Origin of the sequence: Erysipelothrix sp. strain 2 (EsS2-7-Brazil), assembly GCF_016617655.1 — a bacterium.
GTDB classification, from domain to species: Bacteria; Bacillota_I; Bacilli_A; order Erysipelotrichales; family Erysipelotrichaceae; genus Erysipelothrix; species Erysipelothrix piscisicarius.
The window spans coordinates 25,260-45,549 of record NZ_SCFT01000014.1 but is presented as its reverse complement, the minus strand read 5'-3'; the positions used below and the strand labels follow the sequence as shown (position 1 = coordinate 45,549).

Here is a 20,290-nt window from a genome sequence, read left to right as displayed (position 1 = left end):
ATATATCGACTATTATAATAACAAAAGAATTAAGAGCAAACTAAAAGGACTGACTCCTGCACAGTACAGAAATCAATCCTTTAGTTTAACTCTTAATTAAACCGTCCAAGATATTGGGGGCAGTTCAATCTACGGTTTCTTTTTTTCTTTGAGTTTTCTTAATTTATTGGTACGCTGAACTTTTTTGAGTTGTTCGTAATTAGAAGCGTATGTTTTTTCCGCAGAATTTAGGTTTTGAGGACGATAAAACTCCTCATCTTTAAGTTCGTCGGGTAAATATTGGATTTTATGCCACAAATCACTACGCTCATAATCGTACATATCCTGATCATCAACACCCACAGCATTTAGACGTAGATATTGAGGTACTTGATGTGCTGTTTCACGAACGGTTTTTAAGGCTGCATCAATACCGTGTTCCCCCGCTTTAGATTTAGGTGAAAGGGCACATTCAATAACGACAACACTTAACGGAAGCTTAGCCTCAGGAAATCCAATTCGTTTTGCGGCATCGATGGCGGTGACAACACGTGCACATAATGCGGGATTTGCAAGTCCGATATCTTCATAAGCTATGGCAATAAGCCGACGTTCGATCGAATCCATATCCCCCACATGAATTAATTTCGCAAGATAGTATAGAGCGGCTTGGACATCACTTCCACGGATTGATTTTTGGAATGCACTCAGGGCATCATAGTGATTGTCGCTATCTTTATCCATTGAAATATTAACGGAGAGACTCAGTTTTTCAAGATGTTTTTCGGTAATAACATCATCGCGTGTCGATTGTGCCAGTAAATCAAGGGCATTGAGTGCGTATCGTGCATCACCATTACAACTTGAAGCAATTGATTCTAAAACATCTTCTTGAATAATTTGATTGTTTTCAAATACTGAAGCTGCACGCTTTAATATGGATACAATATTATTATAAGATAGGGGTTTAAATTCAAATAGATGTACGCGAGATCGAATCGCTGGATTTATTGAAAAATAAGGATTGGCTGTTGTTGCACCAATCATCGTGATCAGACCACTTTCCACATGAGGTAAAAGAATATCTTGTTTATCTTTATTTAAACGATGAACCTCGTCAATAATCACGACAAGACCGCTGCTCATTTCTGCTTCAAGAAAGAGTGCATCCAGTTTCTTTTTATTATCCGTAACAGCATTAAAAAGTCGATACGGTCGTTTTAACGAATTAGCGATGGCCATCGCAGTCGTTGTTTTTCCCGTACCGGGAGGTCCGAAGAAAATCATGGAATGAAGATTACCGCTTTCCACGACATTACGTAAAATTTGATTTTCCCCAAGTAGATGTTCTTGTCCGATGATATCATCAATCGTTTCAGGACGTACTCGGAATGCTAATGGTTTGTTCATAAAATCACCCTATATATTGTAACATGTTTACGGTAGAATAGAGATGAGGTGATTTCATGAAAATCGTGATACAAAAAGTAAAAGAAGCAAAAGTTGTTGTAGATCAAGCAATCGTGGGTGAAATTAAACAAGGATATATGTTACTTGTTGGGATGGAAACAGGTGATAGCGATGCCGATATTAAGAAAGCCGTTGATAAAATTTCGTCTATTCGACTTTTTGATGATGCAGAAGGTAAAATTAATCTCAGTATTCAAGATGTAGGGGGGGCTATTTTGTCAATTTCTCAATTTACATTAGCAGCAGATTGTCGTAAAGGGAATCGTCCAAGCTTTAGTAATGCAATGGAGCCAACTCAAGCAAATACGATGTTTGAGGCATTCAACACGGGGTTAAGAAATCATGGTCTTAAAGTTGAAACGGGTATTTTCCAAACCCATATGAATGTAATTTTGGATAATGATGGCCCCATTACGATTATGCTCAATATTAAAGATGGTAAGGTAATTTAAGGTGTGGTATTATTAAAGACGTTAATTGGAGATGATAACATGACAACAATACTTGATGGATTGGCTGTTTCAAAAGCAATTCGTGCTTCGTTAAAAGCAGAAACAGAAGTGCTTATTGAACAAGGGAAACGTGTACCTTCACTAACCGTTGTAATCGTGGGAAATGATCCCGCTTCACAAACGTATGTGAATTCTAAAGTAAAACAATGTAAGTCTGTAGGATTTTCTTCACAGGCGATTTCGTGTGAGGCGGATACATCTCAAGAAGCACTGCTTGAGATTATTAAGACCTTAAACCAAGATGATAATATTGATGGGATTTTGGTTCAGTTACCGTTACCGAAGCATATTGATGAAAATGTTATTATTGAAGCAATTGATCCGCTTAAGGATGTCGATGGATTACACCCCCTTAATGTAGGCTATTTAGAATTAAATCGTCCACGATTTGTATCCTGTACGCCGAAAGGGATTATTCGCTTATTAGATTGGTATAATGTGGAAATTGAAGGGAAGCGAGCATTGGTGATTGGCAGAAGTCGCCTTGTGGGGAAACCTGTCGCAACACTGTTAACGCAAAAGAATGCGACCGTTACCTTGGCACATTCAAAAACAAAAAACTTAGATGAACTCATTTGTTCTAATGATATAATTGTGGTTGCAATGGGAAAACCGGAAGCGATTCCCGCATCTTGGATTTCAAATCAACACGTACTCATTGATGTAGGAATTCATCGTATTGATGGAAATTTAAGAGGGGATGTAGAGCGTCAGGCTTATGAAATTGCATCGTATGCAACGCCAGTTCCGAAAGGTGTTGGACCGATGACCATTGCGAGCTTACTTGAAAATACAATGATTGCATATAAACTTAAGGAGTGTCAGCATGATTGATAAAACATATGGTTTAGGTGATATTGTACAAATGAAAAAAGATCACCCATGTAAGAAATCACAGTACTTTAAAATTACACGAATGGGTGCAGATATAAAAATTAAGTGCGAAGGATGTGGGTCTGTTATTATGCTCACACGTCAAGATTTTGAAAAAAAATTAAAGAAAGTAATTGAAAGAAACGAGGAATTATAGATGGCATTAACAGCAGGAATTGTTGGATTACCAAACGTGGGTAAATCCACATTATTTAACGCAATCACGAAATCACAGGTTGAGGCAGCAAACTATCCATTTGCGACGATTGCACCAAACGTAGGTGTTGTAAAGGTAAACGATCCACGACTCGACACAATTCAAAAATTTATTGAGTCTAAGAAGATTATTCCCACAACGTTTGAGTTTACGGATATTGCAGGACTTGTAAAGGGTGCATCAAAAGGTGAAGGTTTAGGGAACCAATTCCTATCAAACATTCGTGAAGTGGATGCCATCGTGCATGTTGTACGTTGTTTTGCGAATTCAGATATTGTGCATGAGCATGGTGTTGTTGGTGATCCAATCTCTGATATTGAAATTATTGAAATTGAACTCATGCTTGCGGATTTACAAAGTGTAGAGAACCGAATTTCACGTGTAGGACGTAAAGCAAAATCGAATGATAAAGAAGCAATGGCAGAAATGAAGTTATTAGATCGTGCAAAGGAAACGCTTGAAAATAACCGTCCATTAAGCGATCTCAATTTGTCAGAAGATGATGAAAAACTTGCTCGTACGTTCCATTTCCTAACCATTAAACCTGTTATTTATGTAGCGAATATCGATGAAGACAGTCTTATGGATATTGAAAGTAACGAAATGTACCAAAAGGTTAAAGCGTATGCAGAAGCGCGATCATGTCGTGTGATTCCTGTATGTGCAAAAGTTGAAGAAGATTTATCAAGTCTTGAAGATGATGAAAAAGCAGCATTCTTGGCCGATTTAGGGGTTCAAGAAAGTGGATTGGATGTATTAGTTCGTAATAGCTATGAAATCTTAAACTTACGCACTTTCTTTACTGCGGGTCCACAAGAAATTCGTGCATGGACTTTTGTGAATGGCATGAAGGCACCACAATGTGCTGGGGTGATTCATACAGACTTTGAAAAAGGATTTATCCGATCCGAAACGTATAATGTGGAAGATTTGGAAGCGTTTGGAAGTGAACAAGCAATTAAAGAAGCAGGAAAAATGCGCTCTGAAGGAAAAGATTACGTCATGAAAGATGGCGACATCGTACACTTTAGATTTAATAATTAATAAAAAGACCCCCTTACAAAGGTGGGAACTGACCTAGTTCCGTGATTTGTGGAGGGGGTTTTATGTAAATAAAAAAAGAACCATGGATTTATTTTATGGTATAATGAAACAAAGGTAAGAGGAGGGAATCTTATGAAATTAGTATTAGCTATTGTTTCAAATGATGACAGTACTGTAGTTTCAAATGCTTTGAATAAAGAAAACTATCAAGTTACACGTCTCGCTACAACAGGTGGATTCTTACGAGCAGGAAATACAACACTTATTATTGGTGTTGATGATGATCGCGTCGAAGGATGTTTGGAAATCATTGGTAATGAATGTAGTAAACGTACGGAAGTTGTACCATCTACAGCCTCATATGATATCGGACGTTACGCATCATTCCCTGTGGAAGTTCAAGTTGGTGGCGCAACCGTGTTCGTCATGGATGTAGAGCAATTCCATAAACTTTAAAAAAGAAAGAACGATCTCGTTCTTTCTTTTTTAAATTAATTCAAAATATTCTGGCCAGCGATATTCCCGAATGGGCATGGGCCGATTATTATCAAAATAGAGGACCAGCGCAGGCTTAATGCCATTCCAGTTATCCACAATTTCAAAATGAGTGAGATGCCCATCGGCGATAAGTTGTTTTGCTTTCGCATGATAATTAAAATAAGCCATGATTTTCCCTGCTTTCACCCCTATTCTATACGATTTACATGAAAATATAAAGGCGGTAATACGATGAAACTGACACCAAATCTAATGGTTACAAATGTGAACGAAAGTATTTTGTTTTACCAAACCGTTTTAGAGATGAATGTTTATGATCAAGTGGATAGGGATTCAGTCCCGATCTTCGCGATTCTTGGTCGCGGCGAAACAACATTAATGCTTGAAGAAAAAAATACATTGATTGAAGAATATCCAACACTTCATACAGATTCGATTAATCCTTCTTTAACACTTTTTATTAAAGTCGATGATGTAGAGGCGGAATACAAACGGCTCAAAACACATCCAAATTTAATAAAGACACTCCATAAAACATTTTATGATATATGGGAATTTGCGTTAACAGATCCTGATGGTGTCGTCATTACCTTTGCCGGAGGTTCCTATGAAACCGGAAAAAATTAAAGACGTATGCCTTCAAAATAAAGGAACGGTGTATGACTTTAAAGATGAGTGGAATGCGGAACGCGCTCTTGTAGGTGGGAAAATGTATATGATGATGGGAACCAATAAAGAGGGAAATTCAATTGTAACGGTGAAAGCGGAACCCAGTGAAGGGGCACGCTATCGTGAAATGTATCCAGGAGTCATCACTGAAGGTTACTATATGAATAAAGTTCATTGGATTTCAATTCGTATGGATAAGGATGTGGATGAACCACTCATTGAAACACTTATTAACGAGTCGTATGAACTTATCTTTAAGAGTCTAACTAAGAAAATACAAAGTGAGATAAAATAAAAAGTTCCGCAAGGAACTTTTTATTTTGTTTTGTAATAACGTCGGTGTTCGAAAATTGACTCGAGTGAATATTTCGAAGCATCACCTTCAAGCAATTGATGACTGCCATCTGTAACCAACCGTGCTTCAAATTGTTTTTCATAATCAGGAATTGATAACTTTGTACGCTGATCAAGGTCATCTTGATGTGTCATGCACAAGTGTTTTTTGTAATTAGGTTGTAAGATCCCGGAGAAGAACTCGCCCACGGCACCAGAACCATAACTGTATAAACCAATACGATCTCCAGCATTTAAGGATCCTTGTTCTAGGAGACTGAGTAAACTTAAGTAGAGCGAACCGGTATAAATATTACCCACTTGACGATTGTATAGTGTACTTGTTTTAAAGTTTTCAAACAATGCAGGGTGTGTTGCTTCATCTGCGATAAGTTTGAGTGTTTTTAATCCAAGTTTCGTATAAGGAATATGGAAACAGATTGCTTTGAAATCCTCAAGATTTTGATCTGTTTTATTTAAATAATCTTCATATACGGTGGTGAATAGACGTTGGTACTGCTCATTTGAGTACTTCCCATCTACAAAAGCAACATCACTATAATTCGGTCTCCAGAAATCCCAAATATCATCTGAAAAATAAGATGCATCTGCTTCAAGGGTCATGATTTTTGGATGTGCACTGACTAACATTGCGACTGATCCAACACCTTGTGTCGCTTCACCTCCGGTGTTAAGGCCGTATCGCGAAATGTCACTTGCGATTACGAGAACTTTTTTATTGGGATTTAAAGCGATATGTCCTTTTGCAAGTTGAAGACCCGCAGTTGCTCCATAGCACGCTTGTTTAATTTCAATACAACGTGCAAAAGGGTTAATCCCCAATAATGTATGAATTGAGGTTGCGCCTGCTTTTGATTGGTCAATACCGGATTCTGTAGCGAGAATCACAAGGTCGATGGCCTCTTTATCCGCATCATCTAATATTTTTGAAGCGGCATTCGCCCCCAAAGTAACGGTATCCTGTGATAGTGGACAGACAGCTTGTAGATCTTGTCCAAGTCCGAGAATATATTTGTTTGGATCAATCCCGCGTGCTTGCGCGAGATCCGCCATATCAATATACGTTAATGGGGCATAAAACCCTATTTTATCAAGTCCAATTTCCATGGAATATCTCCTTTTTCAATATGCTTTCATTATAATAGTCTCTTGGCTAATAAGCAAAAATTATGTGTAATTCAAGAATAATTCACACGAAGTAGGGTATTTTAGGCATAAACTTATGGTATCTTGTGTGAAAATGAGCGCTTTTTACGCTCAAATGGTAAACTAGGGTTCGAGATAGAGATAGGCGTTAAGGAAAATGTTGTGTTTATAAATTGTAAACGGTATAATTGTCTAGCCGACATTTTAGAAGGAGTGATTTTTTGCGAGACGTAGTTATAGTCAGTGCTGCGCGCACTGCGATAGGTAAATTCGGGGGAAGCTTCTTGAAGACTTCAGCGGTAGAATTAGGGACTGCAGTAATTAAAGAAGCGATTCATCGTGCAAAGATTTCGCCGGAAGATGTTGAATACGTAGTAATGGGTAATGTCATCCAAACTGGATTGGGACAAAACCCTGCACGACAAGCATCGGTGTTTTCTGGAATTCCATATTCAACACCTGCCATGACCATCAATGAGATGTGTGGATCGGGGATGAAGTCAATTCATCTTGGAATGCAATCCATTATGCTTGGTGAGAAGGATGTTGTAGTTGTGGGTGGTTTTGAGAATATGTCACAAGCGCCTCATATAATAAAAAATGGTCGCTTTGGTTCGAAATTTCAAAACTTAGAGACAGAAGATACAATTCAAAAAGATGGTTTTGTTGATGCGTTTACCAATGAGTTGATGGGTGTGACAGCAGAAACGGTTGCTGAACAGTTTCATATATCGCGTGAGGATCAAGATGCATTTGCATTAGAATCTCAAATGCGTGCAACGCGTGCACTTGAGGCGGGACTGTTTAAAGATGAAATTGTTCCTGTTAATAACGGACGTGAACTTATTGATACGGATGAGTTTATCCGAACAAATTCAACCCTGGAAGGACTCCAACGATTAAAACCTAGTTTTAAATTAGACGGAACGGTTACTGCTGGAAATGCATCCGGGGTTAATGATGGTGCTGCTGCACTGATTTTAATGAGCCGTGAAAAGGCTGAAGCGATGGATTTAGAGATAATTGCGACAATTAAAGGTTTCTCAGAAGTTGGGGTTGAACCCGAAATCATGGGATACGCACCTTACTATGCTGTAAAATCTTTAGTTGAGAAAACAAATACTGATTTAAATACCGTTGATCGTTTTGAATTAAACGAAGCATTTGCTTCACAATCCTTAGCGGTTTGTCGTGACTTAAATTTAGATTTAGATAAAGTGAATGTTAATGGGGGTGCGATTTCAATTGGTCATCCAATTGGTGCATCGGGCGCGCGTATTATGGTTACTTTAATCTATGAATTAATTCATTCAAATACAAAACGAGGAATTGCATCGTTATGTATTGGTGGCGGCATGGGTGTCGCAATGATGATTGAACGTGAAGAACCTACTAAGTAGGTTCTTTTTTGCAGGGATTATCGCGGTTGTTTAATATTTAATCCTTGACATAACCATGCTATAATAGTATGGAATTTGGAAAGAGGTACTAAAAATGAAAAAAGTTAGAGTTAGATATGCACCAAGTCCAACAGGATTTCTTCATATCGGTAACGCCCGTACAGCGTTATTTGATTATTTAGTGGCAAAACATCACGGTGGTGATTTTGTCCTACGTATTGAGGATACAGACATTGAACGTAATGTTGAGGGCGGTGAGGAATCACAACTTTATTTCTTAAACTGGTTAGGGATTGTACCTGATGAATCTCCAGACAAACCAAAACCAGAATATGCTCCATATCGTCAAATGGAACGTTTAGAAATTTATAATGAATATGTGGAAAAGTTATTAGCGAGCGGTGATGCTTACAAGTGTTACTGTACTACGGAAGAACTTGATGAAGATTATAAGCGTCAAGTTGCGGCAGGACACCAATCAACACGCTACAGCCGTACGTGTCTTCACCTTGATGATGAAACCAAACAACGTTATGAAACAGAACAACGTCCTTACTCTGTAAGGTTGCGCGTTCCAACGGATGCGACATATACTTTTAATGATATGGTTCGTGGTGAAATCTCATTTGAGTCAAAAGATATCGGTGACTGGGTTATTGTGAAGTCAAATGGTATTCCTACCTATAACTTTGCGGTTGTTATTGATGATCACTTGATGGAAATCTCCCATGTATTCCGTGGTGAAGAGCACATTTCAAATACACCAAAACAAATGATGTTATATGAAATGTTTGGATGGGATATTCCGCTATTTGGACATATGACTTTAATCGTTAATGAAAACGGTAAGAAGTTATCCAAACGTGATAATTCAGTTATGCAATACATCAGTCAATATAAAGATCAAGGGTATCTTCCCGAAGCAATGTTTAACTTTATGGCACTGCTTGGTTGGTCACCAAAGGGAGAAAAAGAACTCTTTACACATGAAGAACTCATTGCAGAATTTAGTGAGGATCGTTTATCAAAAGCGCCATCCATGTTTGATGTTACAAAACTTACTTGGATGAATCATCAATACTTAAAAGAAAAAGAAGATGGTGAATGGCTAAGCTTTGTGAGACCATTTGCGGAAGCAGCACACGATCTTACAAACAAAGACGAAGCGTGGATTGAAAAGTGTTTACTTCTCTTTAAAGAACAATTGCAATATGGTGCAGAAATCGGTTCATTAATCGAACCCTACTTTGTTGAACCAGAATTAACCGATTCAGAAAAAGAAGTTTTAGAGTGGGAAACAACACCTGTGGTTGCACAAGCATTCTTGAATAACTTACCAGAATCATGGGATGTGGATTCACTGAAAGAAGCATTTAATGCTGCGAAAACTGAATCTGGACTTAAAGGAAAACCGTTATTTATGGGATTACGTGTTAGTGCAACGCATCAAACACATGGACCTGATTTAATGAGTGCGTTATATCTTTTAGGTCGCGACGTTGTTGAAAAACGTTTAAATGAATACATCAATAAAATTTAAACCAACTTCCGAGCACAAGGTCTTACGAGATCCTTTGCACGGATACATTCATGTACATCATCAAGTTATTTGGGATCTGATTAACGCACCAGAATTTCAAAGACTAAGACGCATCCATCAATTAGGTGGAACAAATCAAGTTTATCATGGCGCAGAACATTCGCGTTTCTCTCATTCAGTTGGAGTATACGAAGTGGTTCGCTTAATGATTGAAAATGTGAACGGATTGTCGGATACACTTTCAGATTTGGAACATATTGCATTATTATGTGCCGGTTTGCTTCATGATGTGGGTCATGGCCCTTTTTCTCATGCTTTCGAATCTGTGACATCGGTTAATCACGAAAAGTTTACGGATCGAATTATTCTAGAGGACACACAGGTTCATAAGATTCTTGTTGAGGCGCATCCAGAGTTGCCGCAACTGGTTGCAGATATTATCGCGCACCGTCATTCGCGCAAACTCTTGACACAAATTATTTCAAGTCAATTGGATGCAGATCGCATGGATTATCTCCTGCGTGATTCATACTTTACGGGTGTTAGTTATGGTGAATTTGATTTATCTCGTATTTTAAGAACACTTATTGTAATTGATGATAAGCTTGTGGTAAAAGAGAGTGGAATTCATGCGGTTGAAGACTATATTATGGCTCGCTATCAGATGTACTGGCAGGTCTACCTTCATCCAACATCACGAAGTTTTGAGATGATTCTATTCGCAATTTTTGAACGAATGAAAGATTTGGTTCATGAGGGTAAAGCATTAGGGAATGAGTTATCGTTTTTCAAACCCTTTGTTTCGGGTGGGGAAATTAGTACTCAAGAACATTTTGAATTGGATGAATCGACCTGCTATGCCGGATTTATGTCCTTAACGAAATCTAAAGATCCCATCCTAAAAGACTTAGCGTTACGTCTTTTAAATCGTAAACTCTTTAAATATGAAGATCTCGAGTCTTCACAACAAGTTGATGCGATTAAAGAACGGGTACAAAATGCCGGTTTTGATAATCGCTACTATGTTATTAGTGATCAACAATCGCAAATCCTTTATTCACCTTATGTTGAAAATGGTGAAGAGGGGTTATGGGTTGTCCTAAAAAACGGTACACTTGTAGAATTAACCAGCGCATCCTCAATCGTTCGGGGATTCGCGACGGGTGAAAAGAAACAGGACGAAAAGATTTTCTACCCTGAGGAGGTATAATCATGAAAAAACAAACATATATCAATATTCGTGAAAAGGTGATGAATGAATTGCCTGAAAAGACAGTTACGTTTTTATTCAGCGGATGCGGTGTTCGTCGTTCAGCAGATGCGGAATACCCTTTCTCAGCGAATCGAAACTTTTATTATGTAACCGGTATTGAAGAACCGGAAGCGGTTGTTGTTTTTGAAAAAGAAACAAATCATGAAATCCTATTTTTACGTGAAATTAATCCAGACATGGAAAAATGGGTTGGATATTTTATGACAAAAGAAGAAGCGCAAACAATTTCGGGGATTGAAGATGTCCGTTACTTTAATGAATTTGATGCGTATGTAACATCAGTTTTAGATTCAGGACTCTCAATTGGAGTTGATATGGATCACGATACCATTGGCGATGTTGAACATTCATCCGGTCTTGTCTTTGCGGATGCGGTAGGCGAAGAAAATGTTGTGGATATTTTTGAATGTCTTGTACGTTGTCGCCAAATTAAACATCCTGAAGAAGTGGAAGCCATTCGTCACGCGATTGATGTAACGGATCATGCAATCAAAGCAATGGTAGAAGAAATGAAACCAGGTGCCAATGAAAATGACATGGCTGCGCGCTTTTTATATGAAGGCAATAAGGCCCACGGCGATTTAATGTTTGACACAATTTGCGCAAGTGGTAAGAATGCGACCGTGCTTCATTACATTTCAAACAATCAACCGTTAAATGATGGCGAACTTGTTTTACTTGACTTAGGCATTCGTGTTAATGGTTATGGTGCCGATATTTCTCGTACGTTCCCAATCAATGGAACGTTTACACCACGCCAAAAAGAAGTTTATCAAGAAGTCTTGAATACGTTCCACATCATTAATGAATCGGTTAAACCTGGTATTTCAATTATGGAATTAAATGAAATCTCAAAAGAAACATTAGGACAATCATGTATTAAACTCGGACTAATCGATAATGTTGAGGAAGTAGGGCGTTACTACTATCACAGTATTGGTCATTCACTTGGTTTGGACACACATGATGTTTGGATTGATCGTGGCCAACCCTTAGTACCGGGTAATGTTATTACAAATGAACCGGGCCTCTATATCGCTGAAGAAGGTATTGGTATTCGCATTGAAACAGACCTACTTGTAACGGAAAATGGATGTGAAGATTTAGCCCCACAAATCATGCGAGAAATAAGTGAAATCGAAGCGTATTTTGTGAAGTAATGTGAATGTAAAATGAAAGTGTGTGTATTGAAGCACACTTTTTTACTTTATGTAATAAACATGTTGACATTGTTGTTCAAAGCCATATAATACATAGGTGAAATACGTAAGGGGGATCTCCATTAAAACTAAAGTCACTATTAAGCAAAAGTCTCGTGATGAATCCTTTCATCACACCGATACCCAAGCCGATCTCATAAACTATGGACCGTATCAACGCATAATGTATGACGAAGAAGATGCATATGTTATTCTTGATTTCACCAATGATGAAGTATCATTTAAGCGGCAAGGGGAATGGTTAACACAAGGTGTTTTCTGTAAAGGCGAACAAACAGAGTTGCTCGTCTCAAGCGCACAGGGAATTATCGTGTTCGAGGTTGAAGTAGAAACATTAGAAATTAGAAGTGGTCTTCTTTATATGAGGTATCATTTGAAGCAAGCTGGGTCACACGTTGATACGCTTGAATTCGAATGTAGGTGGGAACCGGAGGTATAAACTATGTCATCAAAATCATTAAGTGATATTGCATATGAAAAATTAAAACGAAAACGTAAGGAAATTGTATTTAGTAAATTATGGAAAGAAGTCGCAGAAGAAGTGAATTTTTCTGAGGAAATTTCAAAACGAAAAGTGGCATCATTCTATAATGCAATGATGATGGATTCACGATTTATCTCATTAGAAGGAAATAAATGGGATTTACGCGAACGTCATACTTTAGAAAGTTTACAAATCGACCTTGATTTATTAGATACTTATGACGATTATGATGAAGATTTCGAAGAATTTGAGATTGTTCCAAGCATTGAAGAAGAATAATTGAAGTCTTTGGTTGAACTCATATATTAAGTTTGCTAAAATATAAAAGGGCAGCAGCTTCCAAATTTATTGGGAGCTTTTATTTTTGTAGTAGAAGGAGATTAGACATGGCAACAAAGTATATATTCGTAACCGGAGGTGTTGTATCCGGAATTGGTAAAGGAATTATCGCTTCATCGATAGGGCGATTGCTCAAAAATCGTGGCATGAAAGTGTTCATGCAAAAGTTTGATCCATACATTAACGTAGACCCAGGAACAATGTCACCATACCAACATGGTGAGGTTTTCGTAACGAAAGATGGTGCCGAAACAGACTTAGACTTAGGTCACTATGAGCGCTTCATTGATGAAGAGTTAACGAGAAATGCCAGCATTACTACAGGTCGTGTCTACTCAAGTGTTATTAATAAGGAACGAAAAGGTGCATATTTAGGTGCAACAGTTCAAGTTATTCCACATATCACAGATGAAATTAAAAATAAAATCTATGATGCTGGAAAAGAATCGGGAGCGGATGTTGTTATCACTGAAATTGGTGGTACAGTAGGGGACATTGAATCACTTCCATTTTTAGAAGCGGTACGTCAAGTCCATGCGGAAAATAAAACTGAGGATGTTGTGTTTGTTCATACAACACTCATTCCTAAGGTTCCTGCAAGTAACGAATTCAAAACAAAACCAACACAACATAGTTTTAAAGAACTCATGTCACACGGTATCAAAGCAAATATTATTGTTACACGTTGTGATGAGCCTTTAACACAAGATATGAAGAATAAGATTGCGCTTTTCTGTGATGTGAATGAGAATGCAATTATTGAATCACGCAATGTGGAAAACTTATACGAACTTCCACTTTCTTTCCAAGCGCAAGGACTTGATAATTATATTCTTCATAAATTTGGTTTAGGTGATTTACCTGCAGCTGACATGACAGAATGGTCTGCGATGATTGACAGTGCAAAAAACCTACAACATAAAGTTAAAATTGGTCTTGTTGGGAAGTACGTTCAGCTTCATGATGCTTATTTATCTGTGAGCGAAGCACTCTTACATGCGGGTTATGCATACAGCAGTGAAATTGAAGTTGAATGGATTGACTCAGCTGAGATTACAGCCGAGAATGTTACAGAAACACTTAAGGGGTTAGATGGTATTCTTGTACCTGGAGGATTTGGGTTACGTGGTGTAGAAGGTAAAATTTTAGCCGCGCAATATGCACGAGAAAATAATGTTCCGTACTTTGGAATTTGTTTAGGAATGCAAGTAGCGATGATCGAGTTTGGTCGTAATGTATGCGATTTAGAAGGTGCACATTCAACCGAACTGGTACCGGAAACGAATTATCCTGTAATTGATCTTATGGAAGACCAATTACAACACACAGATCTTGGTGGTACATTACGTTTAGGTAATTATCCATGTCAACTTGATCATGAGGGTAAGGTGTATGATCTTTACAATCATGAGGATGTTATTTTTGAACGTCATCGTCATCGTTATGAATTTAATAATAAATATCGTGAGCAATTTGAGAAGGCTGGAGTACGCTTCAGTGGATTAAGTCCTGATGGTCAACTCGTGGAAATTATTGAGCTTAAAGACCATGATTATTTCGTGGCATGTCAATATCATCCAGAGTTTAAGTCAAGACCAAACCGTTCACATCCATTATTCTACGGATTTGTGAATGCGTCTTTGCAATTTGCGAAAAAAAGAGTAGAATAGATATATAAATAGGAGGAATTTATTATTATGGCATTAGTATCAGCTAAAGGCATTTTGGAAGCAGCACGTGACGGACACTACGCTGTACCAGCAATCAACATTAATAACTTAGAGTGGACAAAAGCAGTTCTTCTTCAAGCAGAAGAAATGAAATCACCAATCTTGTTAGCAGTATCAGAAGGTGCTGGTAAATATATGACAGGTTACAAAACAATCGTTGGTATGGTAAACGGTATGTTAGAAGAACTAAATATTACAGTTCCAGTAGCATTACACTTAGACCACGGTAGTTTTGAAGGTGCTAAAGAATGCATCGAAGCAGGATTCACATCAGTAATGTATGATGGATCACACTTACCATTCGAAGAAAACTTAGCACAAACAAAAGCAATCGTTGAATTAGCACATTCAAAAGGTGTTTCAGTTGAAGCTGAAGTAGGTTCAATCGGTGGAGAAGAAGACGGAATCATCGGTACAGGTGAACTTGCAGACCCTGCAGAATGTAAAACAATCGCTGACACAGGAATTGATTTCCTAGCAGCTGGTATTGGTAACATTCACGGTAAATACCCAGAAAACTGGGCAGGTTTAAGCTTTGAAACTTTAGAAGCAATTAAAGCTGCTACAGGAAGCATTCCTTTAGTATTACACGGTGGTTCAGGAATTCCTGAAGACCAAATCAAAAAAGCAATCGCATTAGGTGTTTCAAAAATTAACGTTAACACAGAATGTCAATTAGTATTTGCTGAAGCAACACGTAAATACATCGAATCAGGTAAAGATTTAGAAGGTAAAGGATTTGACCCTCGTAAACTTTTAGCTCCAGGTACCGATGCAATCCGTGCAACAGTTAAAGAAAAAATTGATATGATGGGTTCAGCTAACAAAGCTTAATTCGATACATATATAAAACCATTGGCATCGTATGATGTCGATGGTTTTTTTGTGCAATCATGTCGGTTATAAACAAAGTTGACCAAACTGAAACCGATTTAAATTAAAGATGCGTTAATATTCACAAACTTTGTGGATGTACCCTTGAATTGCCGGCCATCTCAACGTAAGATTACATTTGGAACTTGGAGGAGACTTATGTATTCATTAGATGAAACGGTTGAACGTGTATCCGATTTAGGGGTTGTGAAGGTACATAAAACCTTAAAGCAACAATGGATTCTTGGATTTATTGCTGGGGCAATGATTTCGCTAGGGTATCTTGCCTATATTAAAATCGTAGCGACTGTAGATGGCGGATTTGGAAATGTTTTGGGTGCCAGTGTATTTCCGATTGGTTTAATTGTGATTTTGCTTGCCGGGGGAGAATTAATTACAGGTAATATGACCGTAGTGGGAACGTCTTATGCAAATCAAAAAGTTACATTAAAAGAACTCGTGATGAATTGGGTTGTTATTACACTTGCGAACTTGGTAGGGGCTGTGTTTGTGGCGTTGGTTTTAGGACGTGGAGAGCTGAGCCATTATAGTGAAACGGTAAATCGTTTGGCAATGGGTAAAGCATCGTATTCCCCATTCGCAACTTTAATCTCAGGAATTGGTTGTAATTGGTTTGTAGGTTTAGCGGTATGGCTTAATGTCGCAATGAAAGACGGTGCTGGAAAGATTATGGGGATTTGGTTTCCAGTTATGGTTTTTGTTTTGCTTGGTTTCCAACACAGTGTTGCGAATATGTTTTTATTAACTGCAGGGATGCAAAATGGTGTGATTCAATTTTCTGAATTCGCATCAAATATTTTATTTTCCTATGCAGGTAATATCATTGGTGGTGCAGTTTTGGTAGGCTATCTCTATACTCAGGCATCTCATGCAAAGAATCACAATCTGTGATTCTTTTTTTGCGTATGTGCTTGTTTTACGCTGTTTCGTATGGATATCAATGATCTTGGATAAAAGATGCCATGTATGTGTTTTGGGCGGATAGGGACGCTGTATTGAGCTTTCAGTCCATTTTATTTAAAAATCGGAAGTCATTTATGTACAAACTATTCTTGAAAAATTGAAGCTTATTTTGAAGTTTTCTTGAATTGATTACGGAATGAAAACAGGCGTAATTTGTTTCAAAGTGTATTTTGCGTTATACTATTTATATCATTATGATTAAAAACATCATAATTGACTCTTAATTAAGTTGTGCTTGAATCAACATTCTGAATGAATTTTAAGGGAAATGTCGCGTACATTTTTTTTTATGCGACAGCATTAAAATAGGAGGAAAATATATGATCGAATACAGAAATGTTAAGAAGGTTTATAATGACAAAGTCGTTATTGAAAACTTAAATCTAACAATAAATCAAGGCGAATTTGTATGCCTTATCGGACCATCAGGTTGTGGAAAGACAACAACATTGAAGATGTTGAATCGGATTATCAAACATGATGGTGGTGAAATATATATTAAAGGTCAAAAGATTGATGACATGAATGTCATTGATTTACGTCGAAATATTGGCTATGTCATACAACAGATTGGTCTTTTTCCAAATATGACTCTCGCAGATAATATTGCGATTGTACCAAGGCTTTTGAAGTGGGATGAACAACGTATTGATGAACGGGTACGGGAGTTAATGCCTCTTGTTGGAATGCCTTATGAGACGTATGCCAGTCGTTATCCATCCGAACTTAGTGGTGGACAACAGCAACGTATTGGTGTGTTACGTGCACTTGCCGCAAACCCTCCCGTGATTCTTATGGATGAACCATTTGGTGCATTGGATCCCGTAACGCGTGATGCTTTGCAAGATGAAGTGAAGTCAATTCAAGAAAAATTAGGTATTACCATTGTCTTCGTTACTCATGACATGGACGAAGCCATAAAAATGGCAGATACAATTGTCTTTATGGAAGGTGGAAAAATTGTTCAAAAAGCAACACCCGAAGAGATGTTACGTCATCCAGCTACCAAGCAAGTTAAACAGTTTATGGGAAAACAGATGCACGAGAATGGGTCTTCATTTGATTTGACGTGTGGAGACTTAATGAAACCGAATGTCTTTAAAGTGTTTGAGCGAAGACCGATTCTTGAATGTCTGGGGTTAATGCGTACCCGTGATTTAAACAGTGTTGTGGTGGTGGATGAAGCGAAGAGATATTTGGGGGTTGCTTGGATTGATGAGATGATTTCAAAACGCGATACATATCAGCGGGTGTCGGAAGTTGTTGAACGAAGTGTGCCAGCTTTTAATCAAAATGAGGATGCCCAACAAGCAATTGGTGAAATTACTGAAAATAAACGCGATTACGTTATTGTGATTAACGATGATCGTGAAGTGATGGGGATTATTACACGGGGTTCGATTGCACGAAGTCTAACGAATGTTGTTTGGGGTGGTGATAGTAATGAGTAGTGCATTGCTTCCCGAACTTTTAAAAGCAATCATGACACATATTAAATTTGTCGTGGTCGCAGTTACGTTTGGATCCCTTATCGCAATCGTTTTAGCCTCAATCCTATCCCGTTTTAAAACGATTTCTAAGTATGTGATGCCCATAATTGGATTATTTCAAACCATTCCAGGAATTGTTTTTATCGGGGTGCTTTTTGTATATACCGGGATGCGTCCGAAGACCATCTATATTGCCCTTACGGCATATGCGATTTTTCCAGTCTTAAAAAACACTTATGCAGGAATTTTAGATGTGGATGCAAGTTATGTCGAAGCGGCACGAGGTATTGGTATGACCCAATGGCAGTCACTTTTAAAGGTTGAATTGCCTATGGCGGTGCCTTCAATCTTTGCAGGTATTCGAATGTCTACAGTTTACACCGTAAGTTGGGCAGTCCTTGCGGCGATGATCGGTCAAGGTGGACTGGGCGTATTTATTTATCGAGGCATTGATACCAATGTTCAAGAAACAATCTTAATTGGAGCGATTCCATCGGCTATCCTTGCAATTCTTATGGGATACTTTGTAGATTATCTTCAAACAAAATTTATGCCTAAAGGCCTTATAACAGGAGGTACACATCATGACCGTTAGTATGGTTTTAGAACATCTATTTCTTGTTTTAGTATCTGCTTTTTTTCTCTTAATCTTAGGTCTTCTGATTGGGATGATTGCATATGTCTATCCAAAATTTAAGAAACCGATTTTATTAATCGTAGATATTCTACAGACAATTCCAACACTTGCGATGTTGGGGATTTTGATGGCCTTTTTTGGGCCCACAAAGAAAACTGTGATCATTGGTTTGGTGCTGTATTCATTACTCCCCGTTGTATTAAATACTGTTACAGGATTGGAAAGTGTTGATCCGGGAATTCGTGAAGCAGCCCAAGGGATGGGAATGACGAAAATTCAAAGGCTTTTCAAAGTTGAATTACCCATAGCGTTTCCATTTATATTCTCAGGAATGCGTATTGCAGTCGTGACATCGGTAGGGGTTGCGGTATTTGGTGCGCTTGTGGGTGGTGGCGGATTGGGCTCCATTTTATACCGCGGTGTCCGTACACAAAATATGAAACTATTGGGTTATGGAACGCTGGCCTTGGTCGTTATATCCCTTGTGATTGATACCGCGATGGGACAGTATGAAAAACGTCTGATCGCCAAGCAAGGAGGAAAATCGATATGAGAAAAAAAATAATCATCTTAGTCGTTGCGCTTCTCGCTCTAAGTGGTTGTGGAAGCCGTCAAGAGGGTGATCTTGTAATTATTGATGGGGATATTGCGGAGATGAATGTTGCGACCTACATGGCAAAAATCATGATCGAAACGTATACAGATTACTCGGTGTATATCCAACCATCGATGGCATACAATTTAGCCTTTGATCAAATAAAAAGTGGTGCCATGGATATGACATTAAGTTGGGATGGCACTGTACTTACAACATTTTTAAAACAGGATCCTCAGGATATTCCATCAAGTCAATCGCTCTTTGATTTCACAAACAATCTCGCTCAAGAAAATGCAAACGTAAAATTACTCGAACCACTAGGATCTGAGAATTCTTATGTTGTTGCAATAACGGATGAACTTTCCCAGGCCTATAATATTAAAACAATCTCAGACCTTAAACCGCTTGCTCAAGATTTAATCTTTGCGGCAGAGCATTCATTTTTTGATGATAACGGCTCGGTTCGTTATAAGCCCTTAACGAAGTTTTACGATATGGATTTTAAAGAAGAGAATTCAATTGATATTGGCTTAAAACTTGCGGGCTTGGTTAGTGATAATATGGATGTGACTTTGGTGACAAGCGCGGATGGAATGGTGAATCGTTATCCTGTCACAATGCTTGAAGATGATCTGAATTTCTTTCCTCGTTATCAATCCGCTTTTCTTGTTCGAGCGGACTTAGAACACGATTTTCCAGGGGTTGAAGCGGTATTGGAAAAACTTTCAAATTCAATTACGACAGACGAATCACGACATCTAAACTATCTTGTGGATGTGGAAGTTAAAAACCCTGAAACCGTTGCGCGCGATTTTTTAATTCAAAAAAATTTAATTCAAAAACCTTAAATAATTTATTTAATACCTATGTACCGATCTCATTTGATATTCTTAGATTATGAATATCAAATGAGAGATGGTGGATAGGTATATTTTCTATTCATTATCGGTTATAATATCA

At 38.0% G+C, this 20,290-nt stretch carries 24 protein-coding genes; 21 read left to right on the top strand and 3 right to left on the bottom strand.

Going from position 1 to position 20,290, the window contains the following annotated elements; genetic code table 11:
• A partial coding sequence (locus EPJ90_RS07105) for an IS3 family transposase (RefSeq protein WP_200542536.1) occupies positions 1 to 100 on the top strand: 100 nt, incomplete at its 5' end.
• A 29-nt stretch (positions 101 to 129) separates the two neighbouring features.
• Here the strand turns inward: EPJ90_RS07105 and EPJ90_RS07100 are convergent.
• On the bottom strand, positions 130 to 1,389 hold the full coding sequence (locus EPJ90_RS07100) for a replication-associated recombination protein A (protein WP_161636848.1): 1,260 nt from the start codon (positions 1,387 to 1,389) through the stop codon (positions 130 to 132).
• 56 nt (positions 1,390 to 1,445) lie between these two features.
• On the opposite strand from EPJ90_RS07100, the gene dtd reads away from it, so the two are divergent.
• From dtd to EPJ90_RS07075, 5 genes are all read left to right on the top strand, one after another.
• Complete coding sequence (dtd, locus tag EPJ90_RS07095) at positions 1,446 to 1,901, top strand: D-aminoacyl-tRNA deacylase (RefSeq protein WP_200542863.1); 456 nt, start codon at positions 1,446 to 1,448, stop codon at positions 1,899 to 1,901.
• Between the two features lie 39 nt (positions 1,902 to 1,940).
• Positions 1,941 to 2,795, top strand: coding sequence for a bifunctional 5,10-methylenetetrahydrofolate dehydrogenase/5,10-methenyltetrahydrofolate cyclohydrolase (locus EPJ90_RS07090; RefSeq protein WP_161636847.1), 855 nt, complete (start codon positions 1,941 to 1,943; stop codon positions 2,793 to 2,795).
• On the top strand, positions 2,788 to 2,991 hold the full coding sequence (locus EPJ90_RS07085) for a DUF951 domain-containing protein (RefSeq protein WP_003774276.1): 204 nt from the start codon (positions 2,788 to 2,790) through the stop codon (positions 2,989 to 2,991). Before EPJ90_RS07090 ends, EPJ90_RS07085 begins: the two co-directional genes overlap by 8 nt.
• On the top strand, positions 2,992 to 4,095 hold the full coding sequence (gene ychF / locus EPJ90_RS07080; protein ID WP_161636846.1) for a redox-regulated ATPase YchF: 1,104 nt from the start codon (positions 2,992 to 2,994) through the stop codon (positions 4,093 to 4,095).
• Between the two features lie 132 nt (positions 4,096 to 4,227).
• On the top strand, positions 4,228 to 4,551 hold the full coding sequence (locus EPJ90_RS07075) for a cyclic-di-AMP receptor (protein WP_125163934.1): 324 nt from the start codon (positions 4,228 to 4,230) through the stop codon (positions 4,549 to 4,551).
• Positions 4,552 to 4,581: 30 nt separating this feature from the next.
• Here EPJ90_RS07075 and EPJ90_RS07070 read toward each other — a convergent pair whose 3' ends face one another.
• A complete protein-coding gene (locus EPJ90_RS07070; protein ID WP_125163935.1) occupies positions 4,582 to 4,761 on the bottom strand; it encodes a thermostable hemolysin delta-VPH in 180 nt (59 codons plus the stop codon).
• Positions 4,762 to 4,824: 63 nt separating this feature from the next.
• Here EPJ90_RS07070 and EPJ90_RS07065 point away from each other — a divergent pair, with 63 nt between their 5' ends.
• Entirely contained in the window at positions 4,825 to 5,220 is a 396-nt protein-coding gene (locus EPJ90_RS07065) for a VOC family protein (RefSeq protein WP_161636845.1), read from the top strand.
• Entirely contained in the window at positions 5,201 to 5,557 is a 357-nt protein-coding gene (locus tag EPJ90_RS07060) for an MmcQ/YjbR family DNA-binding protein (protein ID WP_125163937.1), read from the top strand. The genes EPJ90_RS07065 and EPJ90_RS07060 overlap by 20 nt, the downstream gene beginning before the upstream one ends.
• A gap of 20 nt (positions 5,558 to 5,577) precedes the next feature.
• Here the strand turns inward: EPJ90_RS07060 and EPJ90_RS07055 are convergent, their stop codons facing one another.
• Entirely contained in the window at positions 5,578 to 6,723 is a 1,146-nt protein-coding gene (locus tag EPJ90_RS07055; RefSeq protein WP_200542862.1) for a hydroxymethylglutaryl-CoA synthase, read from the bottom strand.
• 260 nt (positions 6,724 to 6,983) lie between these two features.
• Between EPJ90_RS07055 and EPJ90_RS07050 the strand changes: the two genes are divergently transcribed.
• From EPJ90_RS07050 to EPJ90_RS06990, 13 genes are all read left to right on the top strand, one after another.
• Positions 6,984 to 8,162: an acetyl-CoA C-acetyltransferase gene (locus tag EPJ90_RS07050; RefSeq protein WP_200542861.1), complete on the top strand. Its 1,179-nt coding sequence runs from the start codon at positions 6,984 to 6,986 to the stop codon at positions 8,160 to 8,162.
• 94 nt (positions 8,163 to 8,256) lie between these two features.
• Complete coding sequence (gene gltX, locus EPJ90_RS07045; RefSeq protein WP_125163940.1) at positions 8,257 to 9,702, top strand: glutamate--tRNA ligase; 1,446 nt, start codon at positions 8,257 to 8,259, stop codon at positions 9,700 to 9,702.
• A complete protein-coding gene (locus EPJ90_RS07040) occupies positions 9,680 to 10,912 on the top strand; it encodes an HD domain-containing protein (RefSeq protein ID WP_200542860.1) in 1,233 nt (410 codons plus the stop codon). Before gltX ends, EPJ90_RS07040 begins: the two co-directional genes overlap by 23 nt.
• Positions 10,913 to 10,914: 2 nt before the next feature.
• Positions 10,915 to 12,135 carry an aminopeptidase P N-terminal domain-containing protein gene (locus EPJ90_RS07035; protein ID WP_161636841.1) on the top strand — a complete coding sequence of 407 codons (1,221 nt, stop codon included), beginning with the start codon at positions 10,915 to 10,917 and terminating at the stop codon, positions 12,133 to 12,135.
• A gap of 97 nt (positions 12,136 to 12,232) precedes the next feature.
• A complete protein-coding gene (locus EPJ90_RS07030) occupies positions 12,233 to 12,634 on the top strand; it encodes a DUF1934 family protein (RefSeq protein WP_200542859.1) in 402 nt (133 codons plus the stop codon).
• A gap of 3 nt (positions 12,635 to 12,637) precedes the next feature.
• Positions 12,638 to 12,958, top strand: coding sequence for a DNA-directed RNA polymerase subunit delta (gene rpoE / locus EPJ90_RS07025; protein ID WP_200542858.1), 321 nt, complete (start codon positions 12,638 to 12,640; stop codon positions 12,956 to 12,958).
• Positions 12,959 to 13,065: 107 nt separating this feature from the next.
• Positions 13,066 to 14,688 (top strand): CTP synthase, encoded by a 1,623-nt coding sequence (locus tag EPJ90_RS07020; RefSeq protein ID WP_200542857.1) that lies wholly within the window; start codon positions 13,066 to 13,068, stop codon positions 14,686 to 14,688.
• A 27-nt stretch (positions 14,689 to 14,715) separates the two neighbouring features.
• On the top strand, positions 14,716 to 15,582 hold the full coding sequence (fba, locus tag EPJ90_RS07015) for a class II fructose-1,6-bisphosphate aldolase (protein ID WP_125163946.1): 867 nt from the start codon (positions 14,716 to 14,718) through the stop codon (positions 15,580 to 15,582).
• A 198-nt stretch (positions 15,583 to 15,780) separates the two neighbouring features.
• The gene (locus EPJ90_RS07010) at positions 15,781 to 16,533 is read left to right on the top strand and encodes a formate/nitrite transporter family protein (RefSeq protein ID WP_125163947.1); all 753 of its coding nucleotides are present in this window, start codon (positions 15,781 to 15,783) and stop codon (positions 16,531 to 16,533) included.
• A 392-nt stretch (positions 16,534 to 16,925) separates the two neighbouring features.
• On the top strand, positions 16,926 to 18,056 hold the full coding sequence (locus EPJ90_RS07005) for a betaine/proline/choline family ABC transporter ATP-binding protein (RefSeq protein ID WP_161636838.1): 1,131 nt from the start codon (positions 16,926 to 16,928) through the stop codon (positions 18,054 to 18,056).
• Positions 18,049 to 18,690, top strand: coding sequence for an ABC transporter permease (locus EPJ90_RS07000; RefSeq protein ID WP_125163949.1), 642 nt, complete (start codon positions 18,049 to 18,051; stop codon positions 18,688 to 18,690). Before EPJ90_RS07005 ends, EPJ90_RS07000 begins: the two co-directional genes overlap by 8 nt.
• On the top strand, positions 18,680 to 19,285 hold the full coding sequence (locus EPJ90_RS06995) for an ABC transporter permease (protein WP_161636837.1): 606 nt from the start codon (positions 18,680 to 18,682) through the stop codon (positions 19,283 to 19,285). Before EPJ90_RS07000 ends, EPJ90_RS06995 begins: the two co-directional genes overlap by 11 nt.
• On the top strand, positions 19,282 to 20,178 hold the full coding sequence (locus EPJ90_RS06990; RefSeq protein WP_200542856.1) for a glycine betaine ABC transporter substrate-binding protein: 897 nt from the start codon (positions 19,282 to 19,284) through the stop codon (positions 20,176 to 20,178). Before EPJ90_RS06995 ends, EPJ90_RS06990 begins: the two co-directional genes overlap by 4 nt.
• Positions 20,179 to 20,290: the final 112 nt, after the last annotated feature.

Coding starts and splice junctions, on each gene's coding strand:
- EPJ90_RS06990 (WP_200542856.1), top strand. CDS start 19,282: ATGAGAAAAAAAATAATCATCTTAGTCGTTGCGCTTCTCGCTCTAAGT.
- EPJ90_RS06995 (WP_161636837.1), top strand. CDS start 18,680: ATGACCGTTAGTATGGTTTTAGAACATCTATTTCTTGTTTTAGTATCT.
- dtd (WP_200542863.1), top strand. CDS start 1,446: ATGAAAATCGTGATACAAAAAGTAAAAGAAGCAAAAGTTGTTGTAGAT.
- EPJ90_RS07075 (WP_125163934.1), top strand. CDS start 4,228: ATGAAATTAGTATTAGCTATTGTTTCAAATGATGACAGTACTGTAGTT.
- EPJ90_RS07090 (WP_161636847.1), top strand. CDS start 1,941: ATGACAACAATACTTGATGGATTGGCTGTTTCAAAAGCAATTCGTGCT.
- EPJ90_RS07040 (WP_200542860.1), top strand. CDS start 9,680: ATGAATACATCAATAAAATTTAAACCAACTTCCGAGCACAAGGTCTTA.
- EPJ90_RS07060 (WP_125163937.1), top strand. CDS start 5,201: ATGAAACCGGAAAAAATTAAAGACGTATGCCTTCAAAATAAAGGAACG.
- fba (WP_125163946.1), top strand. CDS start 14,716: ATGGCATTAGTATCAGCTAAAGGCATTTTGGAAGCAGCACGTGACGGA.
- EPJ90_RS07085 (WP_003774276.1), top strand. CDS start 2,788: ATGATTGATAAAACATATGGTTTAGGTGATATTGTACAAATGAAAAAA.
- EPJ90_RS07035 (WP_161636841.1), top strand. CDS start 10,915: ATGAAAAAACAAACATATATCAATATTCGTGAAAAGGTGATGAATGAA.
- EPJ90_RS07070 (WP_125163935.1), bottom strand. CDS start 4,761: ATGGCTTATTTTAATTATCATGCGAAAGCAAAACAACTTATCGCCGAT.
- EPJ90_RS07100 (WP_161636848.1), bottom strand. CDS start 1,389: ATGAACAAACCATTAGCATTCCGAGTACGTCCTGAAACGATTGATGAT.
- EPJ90_RS07020 (WP_200542857.1), top strand. CDS start 13,066: ATGGCAACAAAGTATATATTCGTAACCGGAGGTGTTGTATCCGGAATT.
- rpoE (WP_200542858.1), top strand. CDS start 12,638: ATGTCATCAAAATCATTAAGTGATATTGCATATGAAAAATTAAAACGA.
- gltX (WP_125163940.1), top strand. CDS start 8,257: ATGAAAAAAGTTAGAGTTAGATATGCACCAAGTCCAACAGGATTTCTT.
- EPJ90_RS07005 (WP_161636838.1), top strand. CDS start 16,926: ATGATCGAATACAGAAATGTTAAGAAGGTTTATAATGACAAAGTCGTT.
- ychF (WP_161636846.1), top strand. CDS start 2,992: ATGGCATTAACAGCAGGAATTGTTGGATTACCAAACGTGGGTAAATCC.
- EPJ90_RS07055 (WP_200542862.1), bottom strand. CDS start 6,723: ATGGAAATTGGACTTGATAAAATAGGGTTTTATGCCCCATTAACGTAT.
- EPJ90_RS07010 (WP_125163947.1), top strand. CDS start 15,781: ATGTATTCATTAGATGAAACGGTTGAACGTGTATCCGATTTAGGGGTT.
- EPJ90_RS07000 (WP_125163949.1), top strand. CDS start 18,049: ATGAGTAGTGCATTGCTTCCCGAACTTTTAAAAGCAATCATGACACAT.
- EPJ90_RS07065 (WP_161636845.1), top strand. CDS start 4,825: ATGAAACTGACACCAAATCTAATGGTTACAAATGTGAACGAAAGTATT.